Origin of the sequence: Sulfurimonas sp. HSL-1716 (assembly GCF_039645975.1) — a bacterium.
Lineage (GTDB): Bacteria > Campylobacterota > Campylobacteria > Campylobacterales > Sulfurimonadaceae > Hydrocurvibacter > Hydrocurvibacter sulfurireducens.
Genome location: NZ_CP147918.1, coordinates 396,291 through 413,875 on the forward strand (window position 1 = coordinate 396,291; position 17,585 = coordinate 413,875).

The window sequence follows — 17,585 nt, forward strand, 5'->3', positions numbered from 1 at the left end:
ATCTTGAAACAACGTGTAGGATCGCTTTTACGCGAAAAATTTGATCGTGACGTTGTTTTAGAAAAGCCCAAAGACAGAAGTTTTGGGCATTTTTCTACTCCAATTGCATTCTCTCTCGCAAAAGAACTGCGTAGATCGCCAATGGTTATAGCAGAAGAACTCAGTTCATCTTTCGGTGAAGACGACATGTTCAGCGCCGTAGAATCCGTACAGGGTTATATCAATTTTCGTTTGAGCGAAACGTTTTTGAACGAATATGCTTCATGGGCTTTAAACAATCAAGACGAGTTCGGCAGATCTGACAAAAAAGAGAAGATACTTTTAGAGTTCGTCAGCGCAAACCCTACAGGTCCTCTTCATATAGGTCATGCCCGCGGAGCGGTTTACGGGGATACTCTTTTGCGTCTCGGCCGCCATCTCGGTTATGATATCACAGCAGAGTATTATGTCAATGATGCAGGAAACCAGATAGACCTGCTGGGTCTTTCTATTCAGCTTGAGGGACAGGCAAATATACTCGGGCTCGATATCGAGTGGCCTGAGAGTTTTTATCGCGGCGAATATATGACGGATCTCACACGTGACGCGGTTGAAAAATTCGGCAAAGAGATACTGACCGATGAGTCGCGTCAAAAAGAGCTTGCGCTTTGGGCAAAAGACAAAGTGATGGAGCTTATCGTCAAGACATTGGCAGATACGAACATCCATTTTGATACTTTTGTAAACGAATCCTCTTTATATGACGATTGGGACAGGGTTATGGCAAAAATGGGCGTGGGTATCTATAAAAAAGATGACAAGATGTTTATAGCCTCATCTTCAAAAGGAGATGATTCGGACAGGGTCGTTGTCCGCGAAGACGGACGTCCGACATATCTGGCCGGAGATATTGTCTATCATAATCAGAAGTTTGAAAGAGGGTATGACCACTATATCAATATCTGGGGAGCCGACCATCACGGTTATATACCGCGCGTAAAAGCCGCCGTCGAATTTTTAGGGTATGAGAGTTCAAAACTTGAAGTGCTTTTGTCTCAGATGGTGAGCCTGTTAAAAGACGGTGAGCCTTACAAGATGAGCAAACGGGCAGGAAACGTGATCCTTATGAGCGATATCGTCGAAGAGATAGGTTCCGATGCACTTAGATTTATTTTTGCTTCGAAAAAAAGCGATACGGCTTTGGAATTTGACGTAGAAGAGTTTAAAAAGCAGGACAGCTCTAATCCTATATATTATATACAATATGCTCATGCACGTATCAGAACCATGGTCGCAAAAAGTGATCTGTCAAAAGAAGAGATAGAAGAGGTGTCTTTAAAAGGCTTGAACGCCGATGCAGATTCGCTTCTTTTTGAAGCTCTTTTACTGCCGGAGGTGATCGAAGATGCTTTTGGTTCAAGACAGGTTCAAAAACTGACCGATTATCTAAAATCTTTGGCTGCAAAACTTCATAAGTTCTATTATGATTTCAGAATCATCGGAACAGAGGATGAGGCAAAACTTTTAAAACTTCTCGAAGTGGTGGCGCTTTCATTAAAAACAGGTATGAGTCTGCTTGGGATCGAAGCAAAAGACAGAATGGTACGTGAAGAGGAAGAGGCTTAAGAAACCTCTTCTTTAGCTGCCTAAAAGCTGAGAGACCATTGCAGAGTTTATACTGCTTTTATGGGCCTGAGCTATAAGCGAAGCATTGAGCATGATGTTTTGCTGCGCGAAGTTTGTCGACTCTTTGGCGATATCCGCATCGCTCAACTGAGATTTTGCAGACGACAAAGAACCTATCTGCGTAAGAATAGAGTTCGTCGAACTTTGTAAAGCATTCACTGTTGATCCTACGTTACTGCGCACGCTGTCCAGATTTTTCATAAATTCCGCGATACTGTCCTGCGAGTTTATATCCAGAGAATTTACGTTGACGTTGGATATGTTAGCCGTTACGGTACTCTCACCCAGTGAAAACTCCATATTTCTGCCGAAAATCGCCTGTCCGTTGAAAGAGGCATTGTTTATGCTGTCTTGCATGCTGGATTTGATAGCGTCGGCTTTGCTGCTGAGTGAAGCTTTTTGTTCACTGGAAAGAGCAGCACTGTTTGATTGTACCGACAGTACGTTAAGATCCTGTGCACTTTGAGACAGGCCGCTGAGAACACCGTCTGCGATCTGCATCATACTTGTCGCATCGGTCGCGTTTTGAAGACCTTGAGAAAGTGTACCGATATCGTTGCCAATAGCATCTGCTATGAGTGCCAAAGAAGCGTTGTCAAGCTGCTCATTTTTCGCACTGACTATTTTGCCCAGCGACGCTTCTGCGCTTTTTTTATGATCGTTTATGTACAATAAAGAGCTGCTCGTTGAATTATTTACTTGCATGATAACCTCCTTGTCTTTTATCAATAATAACGCTTTTAAACTAAAATAATGTTTATTTTATCATATTAATTATCGATAAGGATAAATAATAAATGAAAATCATACATTAATTAAGAACATATGAAATCAAAAATAGTTAGAATAGTGCATATCTAACCCGAATTAGATAAATAAAATTATTGGTGATTCCGACATGAAAAATATCTTAGTTGAGCTGCGTGAAGATATTCGAAAAACAATAATGAACGAGATAACAGACTATGATTATAGATATAGACGCTATAACATTAACTATTCTGTTTTGATAGGTTTTGCCGAAGAACTTGATTTAACAAGCTTCGAATCGTATATACGCAAAAGTGACCGTTTTATTGTTATAAAACCGAATTTATGTGCCATTGTACTGGATTGTACGGATGAAAAAGGCGGAATAAAAGCAGGAAATAATCTGCTGACGAGATTTCAAAACCTTTTTTTCTCTAAGAAGCTTTTTGCAAGTGTTGTAACTGCCAGTGCCCATAAAGACGCGATACATCTGGTTAATGAACTTTATCATTTATTGTCGTTTGGAATCACTCACAATATGGATAATATACTTATCGATTCTTCACAGCTTTTTAAATGATATTGCATCGGTACTTAACAACTCTTTGGGAATCTCTTTGATGTAATTCTTTGGTATCTGTATAAGAAGAGGTTTCTTATTTGGATCAAGCCATTTTAGAATTTTTCTCAGGTCTTCGTATCTCATCGATGTGCATCCGGCCGTCGGGTGGTCTTTTTCTTTTTGCACATGCAAGAAGATGCATGATCCCCTGTTTTTTACTTTATTTGGATTATAATCCACGACGACGCCTATTTTGTACTGTATGTCGTCCCTTTTCATATTTTCAAAACTTTTCGGCTGCTCTTTTGGCATATCAATAATCCGGTTATAAAAATCGGAATCTGCATCATCGACGCATATCTTTTCGGTCGTGCTTTTTATATAGGGCAGTAAAAAATCGTTATCTTCATATCCGAAACTGCTTTTTAGCAGAAACACGCCCGCAGGCGACTTTCCGTCGCCTTCCCGTTTTAAAGGTTCTTTTTTGTCGTGATGGAAATATTTGTCGTCGCCGTCCCAGGCAAGACCGTTTCTTCCAATGTTGACGTCGATACCCCTAAAAACGCTCTTTGAATCCTCAAAAGTGTACAATTTTGCTTTTGTCGAGTTGAAGTTTTCACTTACTACAAGGAGTATCTGCCTTGCATGTAAGATGTTAAATTGCAGCAGTATAAAAATTAAGAATATTTTTATCATAAAATATGATACTATTAGTAAGATTTAAAAAATATAAAGTGCGATTAATGAAAAAAATTGAGATTAGAAAAGCCCTCAGCGGCGATTCAAAATTTTTAGCTTTATCAATGTTGAAAAGTTCAAGAGCCGGTAAAAGGACGGGTATATTCGATCTTATCTTTGATATAGATAATAAAGAATTATTATTGAACAAATTAGAGCAGCTTATTACTTCGGAGATAAAAACATATTGTCATTACTCAAACTTTCTTATCGCTTCCATCGACGGTGAAGATGTCGGAACTTTATGTAATTATGAGCCGAGGATAGCGACGGAGGAACTGCTTTCAAAAGCTCTTGAAAAACTGGGAGTAAGCGAAGAAAACGAAGAACACTCTTCGATGATATCTCTTTGTGCTTTTCAAAGCGATAAAAGAACCTGGATGCTCGATTTTCTCGTAGAAAAAGACGGTTACAGCGACTTGGTCATTATAAAAGAGCTTGTCAAAAAAAGCCTGCTGACTGCCAGTTTAAAGGGATACCGCATAGTTCATACGGTTGTCGAGATAGGCTCTGCGGATATAATGCTCGTGTACAAAAAACTCGGATTTAAAGTGATAAATGAAAAAAAATGCGAAGTTTTCAAAGAGAAATTTGGGCGTAGCGGGGTTGCTCTTTTAGAATTCCACCTATAAGGAAAAAAAGATAGACTCTCTTAGTGTTCTGCCGCCTCTTTTAGCCATCATCCTAGCGTTATTTACAAGAAACGTTCTTATATCGCTTTTTGGCGGCATATTTTTGGGATTGTTCATATTGAACGGTTTCTCTTTGGCAGATACGTTTGGAGCGACAGCCGGACTTTTTTTTAAGCTTGTGTCGCAGGCTTGGATAGTAAAGACTCTCGGATTTGCGCTGCTTGTAGGTTCCGTCGTTCTCCTGATAGAAAACTCCGGAGGCATAGGCGGGTTTATCCACTATGTGCAAAAAAAGCACTCTATCATCACATCGGCCAGGGCCTCTTTACTTTTAGCATACTTTATCGGGATATTGATATTTGTCGAATCTTCCATTACGTCGCTTATAGCAGGCACTGTCAGCCGCCCTTTAACCGACAGTTACGGAGTGTCGCGCGCAAAACTTGCTTTTGTTTGCGATTCGACCTCTGCTCCCGTGTGCTCACTGCTGGCAATAAACGGATGGGGAGCGCTGCTTCTGGGACTTATCTCCACACAGATACTAGACGGCGTCCTTGTTGCAGACGATATAGATATTCTTCTAAGATCCATCGCATACAACTTTTATGCAATGGCTGCACTAGTCGTTACTTTTTTGGTCGTCTGGTTTAATATAGAGATAGGGCCGATGAAAAACGCTGTCGTTATAAACGACAGTTCAAAAAATTACGGATCCGGCAAGATAGGACATATGGTGTATCCTATCTTACTGATGATCTTGCTTGTTTTTCTTTTTTTATATATAACGGGAAGCGGGAACATACTAAAAGGAAGCGGCTCTTCTTCCATCTTTTATACTATGATTTTTACGGTCGTGTTATCGATTCTGTATTATAAAATTGACGGTGTCATGAGTATAAAACAGGGTGTTTTTCTTTCCTTGAGAGGGATAAGAAAGATGATACCAATCGCAACAATACTGCTTTTTGCATTCGGTATAGGAGAGGTGACCAATGAACTCAAAACGGGTTTGTTCCTGGCATCCTTTACATCAAATATTTTATCTCCCCACTATTTGGCTTTCATTATATTTTTGCTTGCTTCGGTTATGTCCTTTTCAACCGGAACCAGTTGGGGGACCTTTAGTATCATGACACCCATAGCAATACCGATGGCAGTAGCTATGAATGCAGAAGTTCCCCTTGTTATGGGGGCTGTGATCTCAGGTGGGGTATTTGGAGACCATTGTTCGCCCATTTCGGATACGACCATTATCTCGGCGATGGCGAGTGAATGCGATGTTGTAGAGCATGTAAAAACCCAGCTTCCCTATGCAGTAATATCCGGTTTGGCGGCATCCGTGATGTTCATCCTCTTTTCTTACATATGAGTAGTATCTGAATATCTTTGTCTTCAGTGATAAGTGTGTAGAATTGTTACATTACAAAATGTAACAATGTTACTTTATTGCACATTTTAATTAATTAGATATGAAAAAAAATCTAATTTCATTTAGATACATAAAACTATGTTACTATACTCCAATTTTAAAAATCTGATTTAGGAGTCAAGACATGGCACAGTCAAATCCAACTATTATCTGGTCTGTGATAGATGAAGCACCTGCTTTAGCTACATATTCGTTGTTACCAATCGTTCAAGCTTTTTCTAAAGAAGCCGGAGTAAACGTCGAGCCTAGAGACATCTCTCTTTCCGGAAGAGTTATCTCTACATTTCCTGAGTATTTAACTGAAGATCAAAGAATAGCTGATGAGTTGGCATATTTGGGTAAAGTTGCACTAGAGCCGGAAGGAAACATCATTAAACTTCCAAATATCTCTGCTTCTATCCCTCAATTAAAAGAGTGTATCGCTGAGCTTCAAGAAAAAGGGTATAACCTTCCGAATTTCCCTGAAAACCCGCAGACTGAAGAGGAAAAAGCCATTGCTGCAAAATATGCAACATGTCTTGGTTCTGCCGTTAACCCGGTACTTCGTGAAGGTAACTCCGACCGTCGTGCTGCTGATGCGGTTAAAAAATTCGCTCAGAAAAACCCTCACAAACTTCGTGCGTTTGAAAACCCTTCAAAAGCGTATGTTCAACACATGGACGGAGACGGTGACTTCTACGGAAACGAGCAGTCTGTTATCGTTTCAGGTGACCAAAAAGTTACTATCAACCTTAACGGTAAATGCCTAAAAGAGATCGACGCTCTTGACAAAGAAGTTCTTGACGGTACTTTCATGTCAGCGAAAAAACTTCAAGCGTTCTACCAAAAAACTCTTGACGATGCAAAAGCAAACGGAGTTCTTTGGTCACTGCACCTTAAAGCGACAATGATGAAGATCTCTGATCCTATCATGTTCGGTCACGCTATTAAAGTGTTCTTCAAAGACGTTTTCGCAAAATACGCTGATGAGTTCGCTCGTCTTGGTGTAAACGCCAACCTTGGACTTGGTGATCTTTACAAAAAGATCGCTAACTCTCCGATGAAAGCAGAGATCGAAGCAGCTATCATGGCTACTTACGGTACTCAACCTCCGATCGCTATGGTTGATTCTGACAACGGTATCACTAACCTTCACGCGTCAAACGACATCATCATCGATGCTTCTATGCCGGTTGTTGTACGTGACGGCGGTAAAATGTGGAACTGGGACGGAAAAGTTCAAGAGTGTGTTGCGGTAATCCCAGACAGCTCTTATGCACGTTTCCACCAAGGTATGGTAGATGATTGTGTTAAAAACGGTCAATACGATGTTACTACAATGGGTAACGTTGCAAACGTCGGTCTAATGGCACAAAAAGCTGAAGAGTACGGTTCTCACCCGACAACTTTCGAAATGCCGGAAGACGGTGTTGTAGAAGTTAAAGATGCTGCAGGTAACGTTCTTATGAGTCACAACGTAGAAAAAGGTGACATCTGGAGAATGAGCCGTGCGAAAGATATTCCGATCAAAGATTGGATAAGACTTGCGTTCGAGCGCGGACGTCTTACTGGAAGCCCGGTTGTATTCTGGTTGGATGAAAACCGTGCACACGATGCAAATCTTATCAAAAAGATCAACGACTATAAAGACGAATTCGATCAAAGCGGTTTCGAGTGGATGATCATGAATGTTCAAGATGCTACAGCTTATACAAATGCTCGTGTACGTAAAGGTGAGAACACTATTTCTGCTACCGGTAACGTTCTTCGTGACCACTTAACAGATATGTACCCGATCTTAGAGCTTGGAACATCTGCAAAAATGCTTTCGATCGTTCCGCTTCTTGCCGGTGGTGGTCTATTTGAAACAGGTGCGGGCGGATCTGCTCCTAAGCACGTTGACCAATTCCTTGCAGAGGGTCACCTACGTTGGGATTCACTTGGTGAGTTCTTGGCACTTGCCGAGTCATTCAGATATATCGAGCAAAAACATCCGGATGCTAAACTAGCTGCACTTACTGCTGCACTGGATAAAGCAAATGCCGGATACCTAGATAACAACAAAGCTCCAAGCAGAAAAGCTGGTGAGCCGGATAACAAAGCTAGCCACTTCTATGTTGCACAGTACTGGGCAAAAGCTCTTGCTGAAGGTGACAACGCTGAACTAGCTGCTAAATTCGCTCCTGTTGCAAAAGCACTAGAAGAGAACGAAGCGAAAATTATGGAAGAGCTTCTTTCTGTAGAAGGTAAGCCTGCTGATATCGGCGGTTACTACAAGCCAGTTGATGCTAAAGCTGCTGCAGCTATGCGTCCATCTGCGACTCTTAACGCTATCATCGATTCTATATAATCTTTCTTTTCCTAAAGGGTTTTGGCCCTTTGGGAACTTTCCTCTTTTTTTATTTTTCATCTGTTTTTTTCTTTACATGTAAGACTTTTCTCTATACTTTTTGACGGTTAAAGTAAGTTTATTTCATGTACTTTTTTCTCCGCAAAAAAGTACCAAAAAGCTCTTGCAACGGCTTCGAGCTTGACTGCGTCAAGTCCCCAAGAAAAATCAAATCCATTCCTAAAAACATAAAACTCGGCTTCGCCTCAAACAGTTATGTTTTCTTCACGTCATTGTTTTGCTTTTTCTTGGCTCTGCAGATGTTGCAACTGACGTATGGACTTTTCGTTAAACACAGAAAAATTAATGGGATATAATGTTCGTGAAATATGAGAATTGGTAAAAATATGATTAATTTTTCTCGTTGAGCATTCAGTAGAAAGTATAACGCATAAGTATATTTACAAATGGGTAGAACAAGTGGTTAGCTAAGATTGCGCTAGGATTAATTTATCTAAACGGATAGACTTTGTAATAGATCTATAAGAAAACTAAAAAAAGAATAAATTATGCATAATGAAGTACAATGGTACTTTATATGCTTGTTAATAGTATATTAGTTAGTAAGTTATGCTAAAATAAAAATGAAGTACTCATAATATTATGATAAAATTATGAAATTAAATTTGTCTGAAGGCATATAATGCAACAACCTCATCCTAGTAGACTAGGCATTACACCGATTGTTGAATCAAATTTAGAAATTAGATTTACATCTGTTATACCAAGTAGTGCTATCCCAGGTATGATATATAATGCTTTGAAAGATAGTTATCAAGAAATGCTACCTACTAATGTGTTGGAAATACCCGATAGCATTCGTTCTCATGCTCCAGAATTAAAATTTGCACCTCTGTATAGACTTGTAGGGAATGATAAAAAAGTTTCGGTTGGAGTAGGTCAAAATGTCTTAACTGTTTTTTACAATAAAGAGTTACATAATGACAATTATCCGGGGTGGACTTCATATATTCACGATGAAGTTATAGATATTTGTAAGAAAATAAATGCAATGAATATTATTAGTGAAACGGATAGATTAGGTTTGAGAACAATAGATTTTTTTGAAAAAATAAATATTTTCAATAAATCTGAGTTGGAATTAAACTTTAATCATACTTCTATTCTTGATGAAGTAACTACATTAGAAAGAGCTATTATTGAAGATGGGTTTAACTGTAACGTTATAATCAAGAGTCAAACAAGTAGAAAGTTCAAAAATGACATTCAACTTGGTTCTGTAATTGATATCGATACAAATGTGAAATTAAGTAATAATCTTTTTGCAGATCCAGACGATATAATAATGAGATGCCATAGAGCGAATAAAAAAACATTTTTTGACTTATTAAAAAAAGAATTTATTGATACTCTTGATCCAAGAGAATAGAAAGGGTAGGAATATGCAACCGTCAACAAGTTTATCTAGTACAATTAATTATACCGTTGCTGGTATGTTGGTATCTCTTGCTTTAGTAGGTTCAACAGATGCAGGGACTAAATCTGAAGTCGATATAGTCAATCAATTCCCTTCAGAAATTGTTAAATACTTATCAGAAGTCGATAATAAAGTGGTCTATATGAATAAAATTCAGATTGCATTAACTTCTTTAAAGGAAGATAATATGATTGATTCTTTTGATATTACAGAAGATAAGTTGGGAATAACTACGTTTCTTATAAATATACCAAAATCAAAAGATATTGAAAAGCTTGTTAATACAAATATAGCTATTAGTGAAGCTTTTGCTAGTATCCCAGATAATGCAATAGGGCAGATTACAACACATCAACAAATGGTATAAAATTTGTCACAAAGTCCTATAGCAACTAAAGCGATAAAATTTATAGAATTAGCAAAACAACTACATGCAGAGAGAGAAGTTGATACTTCATTGTATGAAGCAAAAGTTCGTACATCTATAGGACGCTTGTATTATGGGGTATTTAACTTATTGAAAGATCGCTTTTTAAATTGTGGTAAGTTTCGTTCCAAAGATAAAGCAAGTTTACAAGAAGATGATGCTCATTATACTTTAAAAAACTGTATATCAAACACTGAACCAACAATGAGAACACATATTGATAAATTACGTATATTGAGAAACTTATGTGACTATGATTTAGAAGTTGATGTAGCAAAAGAATTGACAATAAAAACCAACAGTGGATATTCTATTTCTTATGATGATATTGAATATGCTTATGCAGATGCTATAGCTTCTGCAATTACGCTAATATCAACGTATACTAATCATCGGAAATATTTTGATAATAGAGGATATGGGATGATAAATATTTCTCCTAAATAACCTCTTAGCAACTAATTTAATATATTATTACTTCTTTTTCTTCTTCTTAGTGGCCGTAGAAAGATAAATCCAGAGAACAGCGAATATAGTCGCTACCACTATGATGGCTATATACGGTTTTTCTACTATGTGATCGTAAAGTTTTACAATGGCGTTGCCTGAAAAGTAGCTTGCAAAACCTACCACTAACGTCCAGACGATTGCGGAGAGGATATTTAAGATCGTGAATTTTTTAACATCGTATTTTGTTAAACCGATGGCGATGGGGATGAGCGTTTTGATGCCGTAGATGAATTTTTGGATCAGGATGATCCATGAGCCGTACTGTTTCATCTTTAAGTGGGCAAGTGCGAGTTTTCTTCTATGTTTGCGAAGGTAGTCATGCATAGCTGTTTTTTGGTTGCGTGCGAGATAAAAGAGCAGGTTGTCACCTATGACGTTGGCGGTAAATGCGATAGCCATCGAAGTTGCCAGATCCATTTTTCCCATGTATGAGAGAACGGACGCTGCAACAAGAGCTACGAATCCCCCTCCTAGAGAGTAGATAAAAAGACCTATATATCCGTAAGTCGCAATGTTGCTCAACATATCTTCCATTTTTTTCCTTTAGTGTGTCAAGGGTTTTATACCCTAAAGTTTTTTGATCTTTGTTATTTCGCCGCGCAGGCGAGCTGCTTCTTCGAACTCCAGCTCGCGTGCGGCTTTTTTCATCTGTTCTGTAAGCTCTTTTACGATCTTTTTCTTTTCTGCTGCCGGCATTTTATCGATATTTTTTCTTTTTGAATAGAGGTCGCCGTGATCTTCGAGTTTCAGATTCTCGTCCAGTTTACGGATGGTCGTCGTCGGAGTTATGCCGTGGGCTTTGTTAAACTCCTCTTGATGCTTGCGTCTGTTCTTTGTTATGTCGATGGCGCGCTGCATAGAGCCTGTTATCTTGTTTGCGTAGAGGATGACGCGTCCGGCGGCATTTCTCGCCGCACGTCCGATGGTCTGGATAAGCGAAGTCTCGCTTCTTAAAAACCCTTCTTTATCCGCATCGAGTATGGCGACAAGACTTACTTCAGGCAGGTCAAGACCCTCTCTTAGCAGGTTTATTCCCACCAGTACGTCAAACTCCCCTAGACGCAGGGAGCGGATGATCTGGTTACGTTCTATGGTATCGATCTCCGAGTGCATATACTGCACTTTTATGCCCAGATCGGCAAGGTATTTTGTCAGCGCTTCTGCCATTTTTTTTGTCAGAACGGTGATAAGAACTCTCTCATTTTTCGCCGTGATCTTTTTTATCTCGTCGTGGATGTCTTCGACCTGGTTATCCAGCGGCTTGATATCGACTATCGGATCGAGCAGACCCGTGGGACGGATAATCTGTTCGGCTTTTACGGCTGAAAGGGAAAGCTCGTACTGGGCGGGTGTTGCCGAAACAAAAAGATAGTGAGGTGCTTTGTTGATGTACTCATCCAGCTGCAAAGGACGGTTGTCCAGTGCGCTTGGCAGACGAAAGCCGTACTCGACAAGTACCTCTTTTCTGGCACGGTCTCCCGCATACATTCCGCGAAACTGCGGAAGACTCACGTGTGATTCATCGACGATGACGAGATACTCTTTATGTTTGATCTCAAAATAATCAAGCAGGGTAAAGGGCGCTTCTCCCGGTTTTTTATTCGTTAAAAGTCTTGAATAGTTCTCGATCCCCTTACACATCCCCGTGGTCTGAAGCATCTCGAGGTCGAATTCCACACGCTGTTTAAGGCGCTGTGCTTCAACAAGCTTGCCCTCTTTTAAAAGAAAATCAAGACGTTCGCCGAGTTCGTCTTCTATGCGTTTTATGGCGATCGCCATACGATCCTGTGAGACGCTGAACTGGCTTGTCGCATAGATGTTCACGTTTTTATAGTCTTCGATGCGTTTGTTTTCCAAGACGCTTATTTTGTAGATGGATTCGACCTCGTCGCCGAAAAATTCGATGCGGATCGCTTCATCTTCGAAATAGGGTGGATAGATATCGATGACATCGCCGCTGACACGGATATGTCCGCTGTCAAAATAGCTGTCGTTTCTGGTGTAGCCCATCTCGACGAGCCGAAGCAGAAGTTTCTTCTGGCTTATTTCATCGCCTACGGTTACGGCTTGTACCATCTTGAGGTATTCTTGGGGGTCACCCAAACCGTAGTTTGCAGAGACCGAAGCTATAACAATGACATCGTCGTAGCTGAGCAGGTTCGCCGTACATGAGAGGCGAAGACGCTCCAGCTCGTCGTTGATGGCGCTGTCTTTTTCTATGAAAAGGTCCTGACGGGGTATGTAGGCTTCAGGCTGGTAGTAGTCGTAGTAGGAGACGAAATACTCGACATGGTTGTTTGGAAAAAACTGCCGAAACTCGCTGTAAAGCTGTGCGGCAAGCGTCTTGTTATGCGTCATGATGATGGTCGGCATCTTTACGTTTTCGATGACACGCGCCATGGTGTGAGTCTTACCGCTTCCCGTTACGCCTTCAAGAGCTTGGTAGCGGTTTCCTTTTAATATAGAATCGCTCAGAGCTTTGATGGCTTGGGGCTGATCTCCCGCAGGAGCATAGGGTGAATGTACTTTAAAATTCGGCATGTGAAATTATAGCCGATTTGGTATTTATATTGGGGTTTTTCTAGGATAGGATCGTGATTTTTTTATTGAAAAAGTTTATGAAATAAAGATTGTTCTACAGCATAAAACATGACCTCCGTCATTAATTGTCTTCCATGAAAATGTTATAATAATTAATAAACAAATATTAACAAGGTTATAAACGAACATGGCTGATACAAGCGTATATAAGACGATTTTTGAAATGACGAATGTAGGTATGGCCATTGCCGACTTGAGCGGAGGATTTATACAAGTCAATAAGAGCTTATGTGATCTGCTGGGGTATACGAAAGAGGAGCTACAGAACAGGACTTTTCAAGAGATAAGTCATGCAAGCGACCTAAAAGAAGATTTACACCATATTGAAGAGATCAATAAAGGGCTTATCGATACTTTTAGTATGGAAAAACGATACTTTAAGAAAAACGGAGAGTTGGTATGGGTGGACCTGACCGTCACGGCAGTCCGAAAAGCCGACAAGAAGGTCGATTATTATATTGCCGTTATCAAAGATATCGATGAGCTTAAACAAGCGCAGTTCGCATTGCGTTTAGAAGAAGAAAAAGCAAAGCTGTATCTCGATGTCGCAGCCGTCATGCTGCTTGCTTTGGACAGAAACGGAAAAATCCGGCTTATCAATCCCAAAGGCTGTGAGATATTAGGGTATTCGCAAGAGGAGCTGTTGGGAAAAGATTGGATCGAAACGGTTTTGCCAAAGCGTGTACAAGCAGATGTCAAAGAATTGATGCAGAGCATCTTCAGCGGCAACATAGAGCCTGTAGAGTATTTTGAAAATTCCGTGATCACCAAAGTAGGTGAAGAACGGACCATAGCCTGGCATAACGGTGCGATACGGGACCACAACGGAGATATTATCGGTTTGATGACATCGGGACAGGATATCACGGATGAGAAACAGGCACAAGAAGAGCTTCGTCTTCAAAAAGAGGAGTTCGAGACTATCTTTAAAGCTTCCAAGGACGGCATAGCCATTCTTGATCTGGAGTCTCACTTTCTTGACTTCAATGATGCATATTTAAAATTTACAGGCTTCAGCCGTGAAGAGATGCTCACAAAATCATGCATTGAAATGAGTATTCCAGAAGATGTCCCAAGAGCCAGACAAGCCGTACAAGAAGCGATAGAAAAAGGGTACGTCGAAAATTTTGAAAAATCCTGCATCGTAAAAAACGGAAAACAGATCGCCATCAATATGAGTCTTGCTTTGCTGCCGGATAAAACAAGACTGCTTATCACTACAAAAGATATGAGCGCAAAAAAAGCATACGAAGATCTGCTGAAAAAGACCATCGAGCAGCAAGAAGCACTTTTGAAGATAGAAACGGCAGGCTTTGTCCATATAAAGGACAGAAAATTTACCTGGACGAACAGGGCTTTTGAGAAAATGCTCGGATACGAGGCAGGCGAACTCGTCGGAAAAGATACCCGTATCCTGTATAGCAATGACGAAGAGTACGAGAGTTTCGGCAGAGAAAGTTCGATCGCGTTTGAGACATCAAAAACATACAATAAAGAGATAAACTGTCTTCGCAAAGACGGCAAAGCATTAGTGCTTATGAAAAGTCTGACAGCCATTGAAGGTTCTCCAGGCGAAGCTCTCGGCGTGTTTGTGGACATTACGCAGATGAAAGAGAACGAACGGGAGATACAAAAAGCGGAGACGAAGTTTTTTACCCTGTTCAACGAAGCGCTGAACCCTATTGCCGTCGTCGATCCGATCAAACATAAGATATTGGAAGTAAATCCTGCTGCAACCGAACTGTACGGCTATACAAATGAAGAGTTCAAGCAATTGGACATATCTGCCATCGAAATGCTGGAAGATCAAGCCGAGATAAACAAAAGACAAGAGGCTATGATCACAAAAGGCTGGGACAGATTTACCACCAAGCACAGGACAAAAGAGGGTTCGATCTTGGATGTTGACGTCAGCGTGCGTGCCATACAATTGGAAAACAAGCCCTATCTGTATGCTACGTTTCATGACATAACGGCTCAAAAGAATAACGAAAGACAGTTGATCGAAGTAAAAACGGAACTTGAAAAACAGAAGATATTTATAACGAGTCTTTTAGACGCACAGCCCAACATGATGCTTCTGACGGACGGGGAAATATCTTCATTTATGAATAAAGCGGCATTGAAATATTTCAACTGCAGGGATCTGGACGAATTTAAAGAACGCTATAACTGTATCTGTTATCGATTTATCAAGAACGATGCATATTTTCATCTCGGAAAAGTTCAAGAGGGACAAAACTGGATCGAAGTACTCTTGAGACTTCCTCAGGATCAGCATATAGTAACGATCCAGTCATTGAAAGACGGGATTGTCAGAGCATTTAACATCTCGGTGAGAAAGTTCAACAGTGATTATGCGGTGAACTTTACGGATATTAGCGAGACGGTCGTAAAACAACGCGATCTAGAGGATAAAACTACTCATGACAAACTTACAAAAGCGTATAATAGAGAGTACCTCGAACAAAATATCCAAAGGATTCTGTCTCAAAACGAAACCGTTGCATTTGCTATGGTCGATATTGATCATTTTAAAAAGATCAACGATACATACGGTCATGATGTCGGAGACAAGGTTCTTAAAGATTTGGTTAAAGTTCTTGATGACTTTTCAAGAAAAGAGGATATTTTGATACGATGGGGCGGGGAAGAGTTTTTACTGCTGTTAAAAGTAGATGAAAAAACAGCGCTTGCAAAAGTGCTTGAACATATCAGAAAAGCTATTGAAGAGCATAAATTTCCTGTCGCAAACAAGATCACCTGCAGTTTCGGTGCTGTTTTGCATGATCCGTCTCATGCGTGGGAGATGACCTTTAAATCGGCGGATATCGCGTTATACGAAGCTAAAGCTTCGGGAAGAAACCGGGTTGTAGTGTCTGTTTAACAACCGGTCAAAGGAGTGTTTTTTTGGATACCAACGCTTTTGCCAAGGCATTTTTTATGGATAGGTAAGAGGGTCTGTTCTGCTCCAGGACTTTTTCATTTCTATGTAATTGCCGCATGAGAGTATCCAGAGTTTTTCTTAGATTGTTGTATTGGGTGATGACGCTTTTTTGAACGGTTTGCGCTATGATCTGAGCCTTTTCGTCCCTCTTTTTTTGTATGATCTCCTTTAGCTCCAGTCTTTCCCGCGTCAGTACAAACTTTCTTTGCTCGTTTTTTACCGAGAGCAAAGTGTCTTGAACCCTGTCTAACTTTTTTTTCTCTTGAGTCAGGATATGTTCGATCTCCTCTTTCTCTTTTTGAAGCTTGTTCTGATACTCTAAGGGAGAAAACTCTCCGATATAGAGAACTTTTATCTTTTTATCGAGTTCGTCTATCTCTTTTTTCAGTATGTCTACGGATGATTTTATTTTGACGTAAATCTTTACTATGGAGAGCATCGATACGACGTTCCATTTCAGTCCGCTCTCCGTTTCCAGTTCCGGGACTTTGTATTTTTTCCCGTCTATGACAATGACGTTTAAAGAGTAGTATTTTAAAAAATCCATCATATATTCATTGGATATGGCGATCTCCGTCAGGATCAAGCTGGCGATATGTCCGAACACTTCCTCGAAGTGCACCCTGAAGATATAGCCTGCAAATCCCGTACAAAAATCTTTATTGCGGTTGTAGGTGTTGTTCAGCTGTTCTGCTATGATGGATTGGATAATCGAAAAGACTTTCTGCTCATATGTGTGGTTGTCAATCTTTTTTTCTATCATATGTACCGTAACAAAGAGTTTTGCCACATAGTAAAAAAAGCTTTTATTCTCCTCTTTTGAGAAGAAGTCGTCATAAAGAGATTTTAACTCCTCTTCGTTGATACCGTTATATCTGTTGGCTATGGTGTTCTTTTCATTTTCGCTGACTTTGCGCTTATATTTTTCATCGAGTTTCTTTACGAATATCTGATCCTCTTTTATGATAACGATATCATGGTCATGCAGTTCAAAAAATTCGTTGACGGCAAATCTTATAAGCTCTTTTTTATGGATCTCTTCGTTTTTGATGCGCTTTACGAAGTCATATATCTTTTTTTTCAGTTTCGAAGGTATCGATATCTGATTTTTATTGCCTTTGTAATCGTACTGGATGAGATCCTTGTGCAGAGAAAGTATTTCGAGAACAGCGGGTAGGTTTATACTGTCTTTTGGCTCTATTTTATACGCAAAGACTTTTAGAAGGATTTTGTTCTCGGTCAGTTTAAAGAGGATATATCCGACAGGCTCAAAATATTCTTTGAATGCCTGTTTGATCTTTTGCTGGCTTTTAGGGTCCTGCAGGCATCCCTCTTCGCAGTGCTCGTTAAAATAAGCGAACAGCTTGTTGTTCTCGGCTTCGCTCAGTTTGAATCCGACTGACGGTTTGCCTAGATGGGCTTTTAAATAAAATTTTAATTCCGAATCTAACATAACCGTCCTACATGAAATTTGTCCGCTTTTTAACACAAGCTTTTTTAATTTGTAGATTTTACAAT

Annotated in this window: 14 protein-coding genes; 9 read left to right on the forward strand and 5 right to left on the reverse strand. The window is 40.0% G+C overall.

Annotated elements, in window-relative coordinates; translation table 11 throughout:
• Positions 1-3: 3 nt before the first annotated feature.
• Entirely contained in the window at positions 4-1,605 is a 1,602-nt protein-coding gene (gene argS / locus WCY03_RS02105; protein ID WP_345993349.1) for an arginine--tRNA ligase, read from the forward strand.
• A 12-nt stretch (positions 1,606-1,617) separates the two neighbouring features.
• Here the strand turns inward: argS and WCY03_RS02110 are convergent, their stop codons facing one another.
• Positions 1,618-2,370, reverse strand: coding sequence for a flagellin (locus WCY03_RS02110; protein ID WP_345993350.1), 753 nt, complete (start codon positions 2,368-2,370; stop codon positions 1,618-1,620).
• A 193-nt stretch (positions 2,371-2,563) separates the two neighbouring features.
• On the opposite strand from WCY03_RS02110, the gene WCY03_RS02115 reads away from it, so the two are divergent.
• Positions 2,564-2,995, forward strand: a complete 432-nt coding sequence (locus tag WCY03_RS02115; RefSeq protein WP_345993351.1) for a hypothetical protein — start codon at positions 2,564-2,566, stop codon at positions 2,993-2,995.
• Here the strand turns inward: WCY03_RS02115 and WCY03_RS02120 are convergent.
• Positions 2,978-3,673 (reverse strand): L,D-transpeptidase family protein, encoded by a 696-nt coding sequence (locus tag WCY03_RS02120; RefSeq protein WP_345993352.1) that lies wholly within the window; start codon positions 3,671-3,673, stop codon positions 2,978-2,980. The genes WCY03_RS02115 and WCY03_RS02120 overlap by 18 nt on opposite strands.
• Positions 3,674-3,720: 47 nt before the next feature.
• On the opposite strand from WCY03_RS02120, the gene WCY03_RS02125 reads away from it, so the two are divergent.
• From WCY03_RS02125 to WCY03_RS02150, 6 genes are all read left to right on the forward strand, one after another.
• Entirely contained in the window at positions 3,721-4,347 is a 627-nt protein-coding gene (locus WCY03_RS02125) for an acyl-CoA acyltransferase (RefSeq protein WP_345993353.1), read from the forward strand.
• Between the two features lie 103 nt (positions 4,348-4,450).
• Positions 4,451-5,716, forward strand: coding sequence for a Na+/H+ antiporter NhaC family protein (locus tag WCY03_RS02130; protein ID WP_345993354.1), 1,266 nt, complete (start codon positions 4,451-4,453; stop codon positions 5,714-5,716).
• A gap of 184 nt (positions 5,717-5,900) precedes the next feature.
• A complete protein-coding gene (locus WCY03_RS02135; RefSeq protein ID WP_345993355.1) occupies positions 5,901-8,105 on the forward strand; it encodes an NADP-dependent isocitrate dehydrogenase in 2,205 nt (734 codons plus the stop codon).
• A gap of 682 nt (positions 8,106-8,787) precedes the next feature.
• On the forward strand, positions 8,788-9,534 hold the full coding sequence (locus tag WCY03_RS02140) for a TIGR04255 family protein (RefSeq protein WP_345993356.1): 747 nt from the start codon (positions 8,788-8,790) through the stop codon (positions 9,532-9,534).
• A gap of 13 nt (positions 9,535-9,547) precedes the next feature.
• Entirely contained in the window at positions 9,548-9,949 is a 402-nt protein-coding gene (locus tag WCY03_RS02145) for a hypothetical protein (protein ID WP_345993357.1), read from the forward strand.
• A 3-nt stretch (positions 9,950-9,952) separates the two neighbouring features.
• A complete protein-coding gene (locus tag WCY03_RS02150) occupies positions 9,953-10,456 on the forward strand; it encodes a hypothetical protein (RefSeq protein ID WP_345993358.1) in 504 nt (167 codons plus the stop codon).
• A gap of 27 nt (positions 10,457-10,483) precedes the next feature.
• Here WCY03_RS02150 and WCY03_RS02155 read toward each other — a convergent pair whose 3' ends face one another.
• On the reverse strand, positions 10,484-11,053 hold the full coding sequence (locus tag WCY03_RS02155) for a DedA family protein (protein WP_345993359.1): 570 nt from the start codon (positions 11,051-11,053) through the stop codon (positions 10,484-10,486).
• A gap of 33 nt (positions 11,054-11,086) precedes the next feature.
• Positions 11,087-13,060 carry an excinuclease ABC subunit UvrB gene (gene uvrB / locus WCY03_RS02160; protein WP_345993360.1) on the reverse strand — a complete coding sequence of 658 codons (1,974 nt, stop codon included), beginning with the start codon at positions 13,058-13,060 and terminating at the stop codon, positions 11,087-11,089.
• Between the two features lie 187 nt (positions 13,061-13,247).
• Between uvrB and WCY03_RS02165 the strand changes: the two genes are divergently transcribed.
• Positions 13,248-16,007: a PAS domain S-box protein gene (locus tag WCY03_RS02165; protein WP_345993361.1), complete on the forward strand. Its 2,760-nt coding sequence runs from the start codon at positions 13,248-13,250 to the stop codon at positions 16,005-16,007.
• A gap of 7 nt (positions 16,008-16,014) precedes the next feature.
• Here WCY03_RS02165 and WCY03_RS02170 read toward each other — a convergent pair whose 3' ends face one another.
• Positions 16,015-17,520, reverse strand: coding sequence for a hypothetical protein (locus WCY03_RS02170; protein ID WP_345993362.1), 1,506 nt, complete (start codon positions 17,518-17,520; stop codon positions 16,015-16,017).
• Positions 17,521-17,585 lie beyond the last annotated feature (65 nt).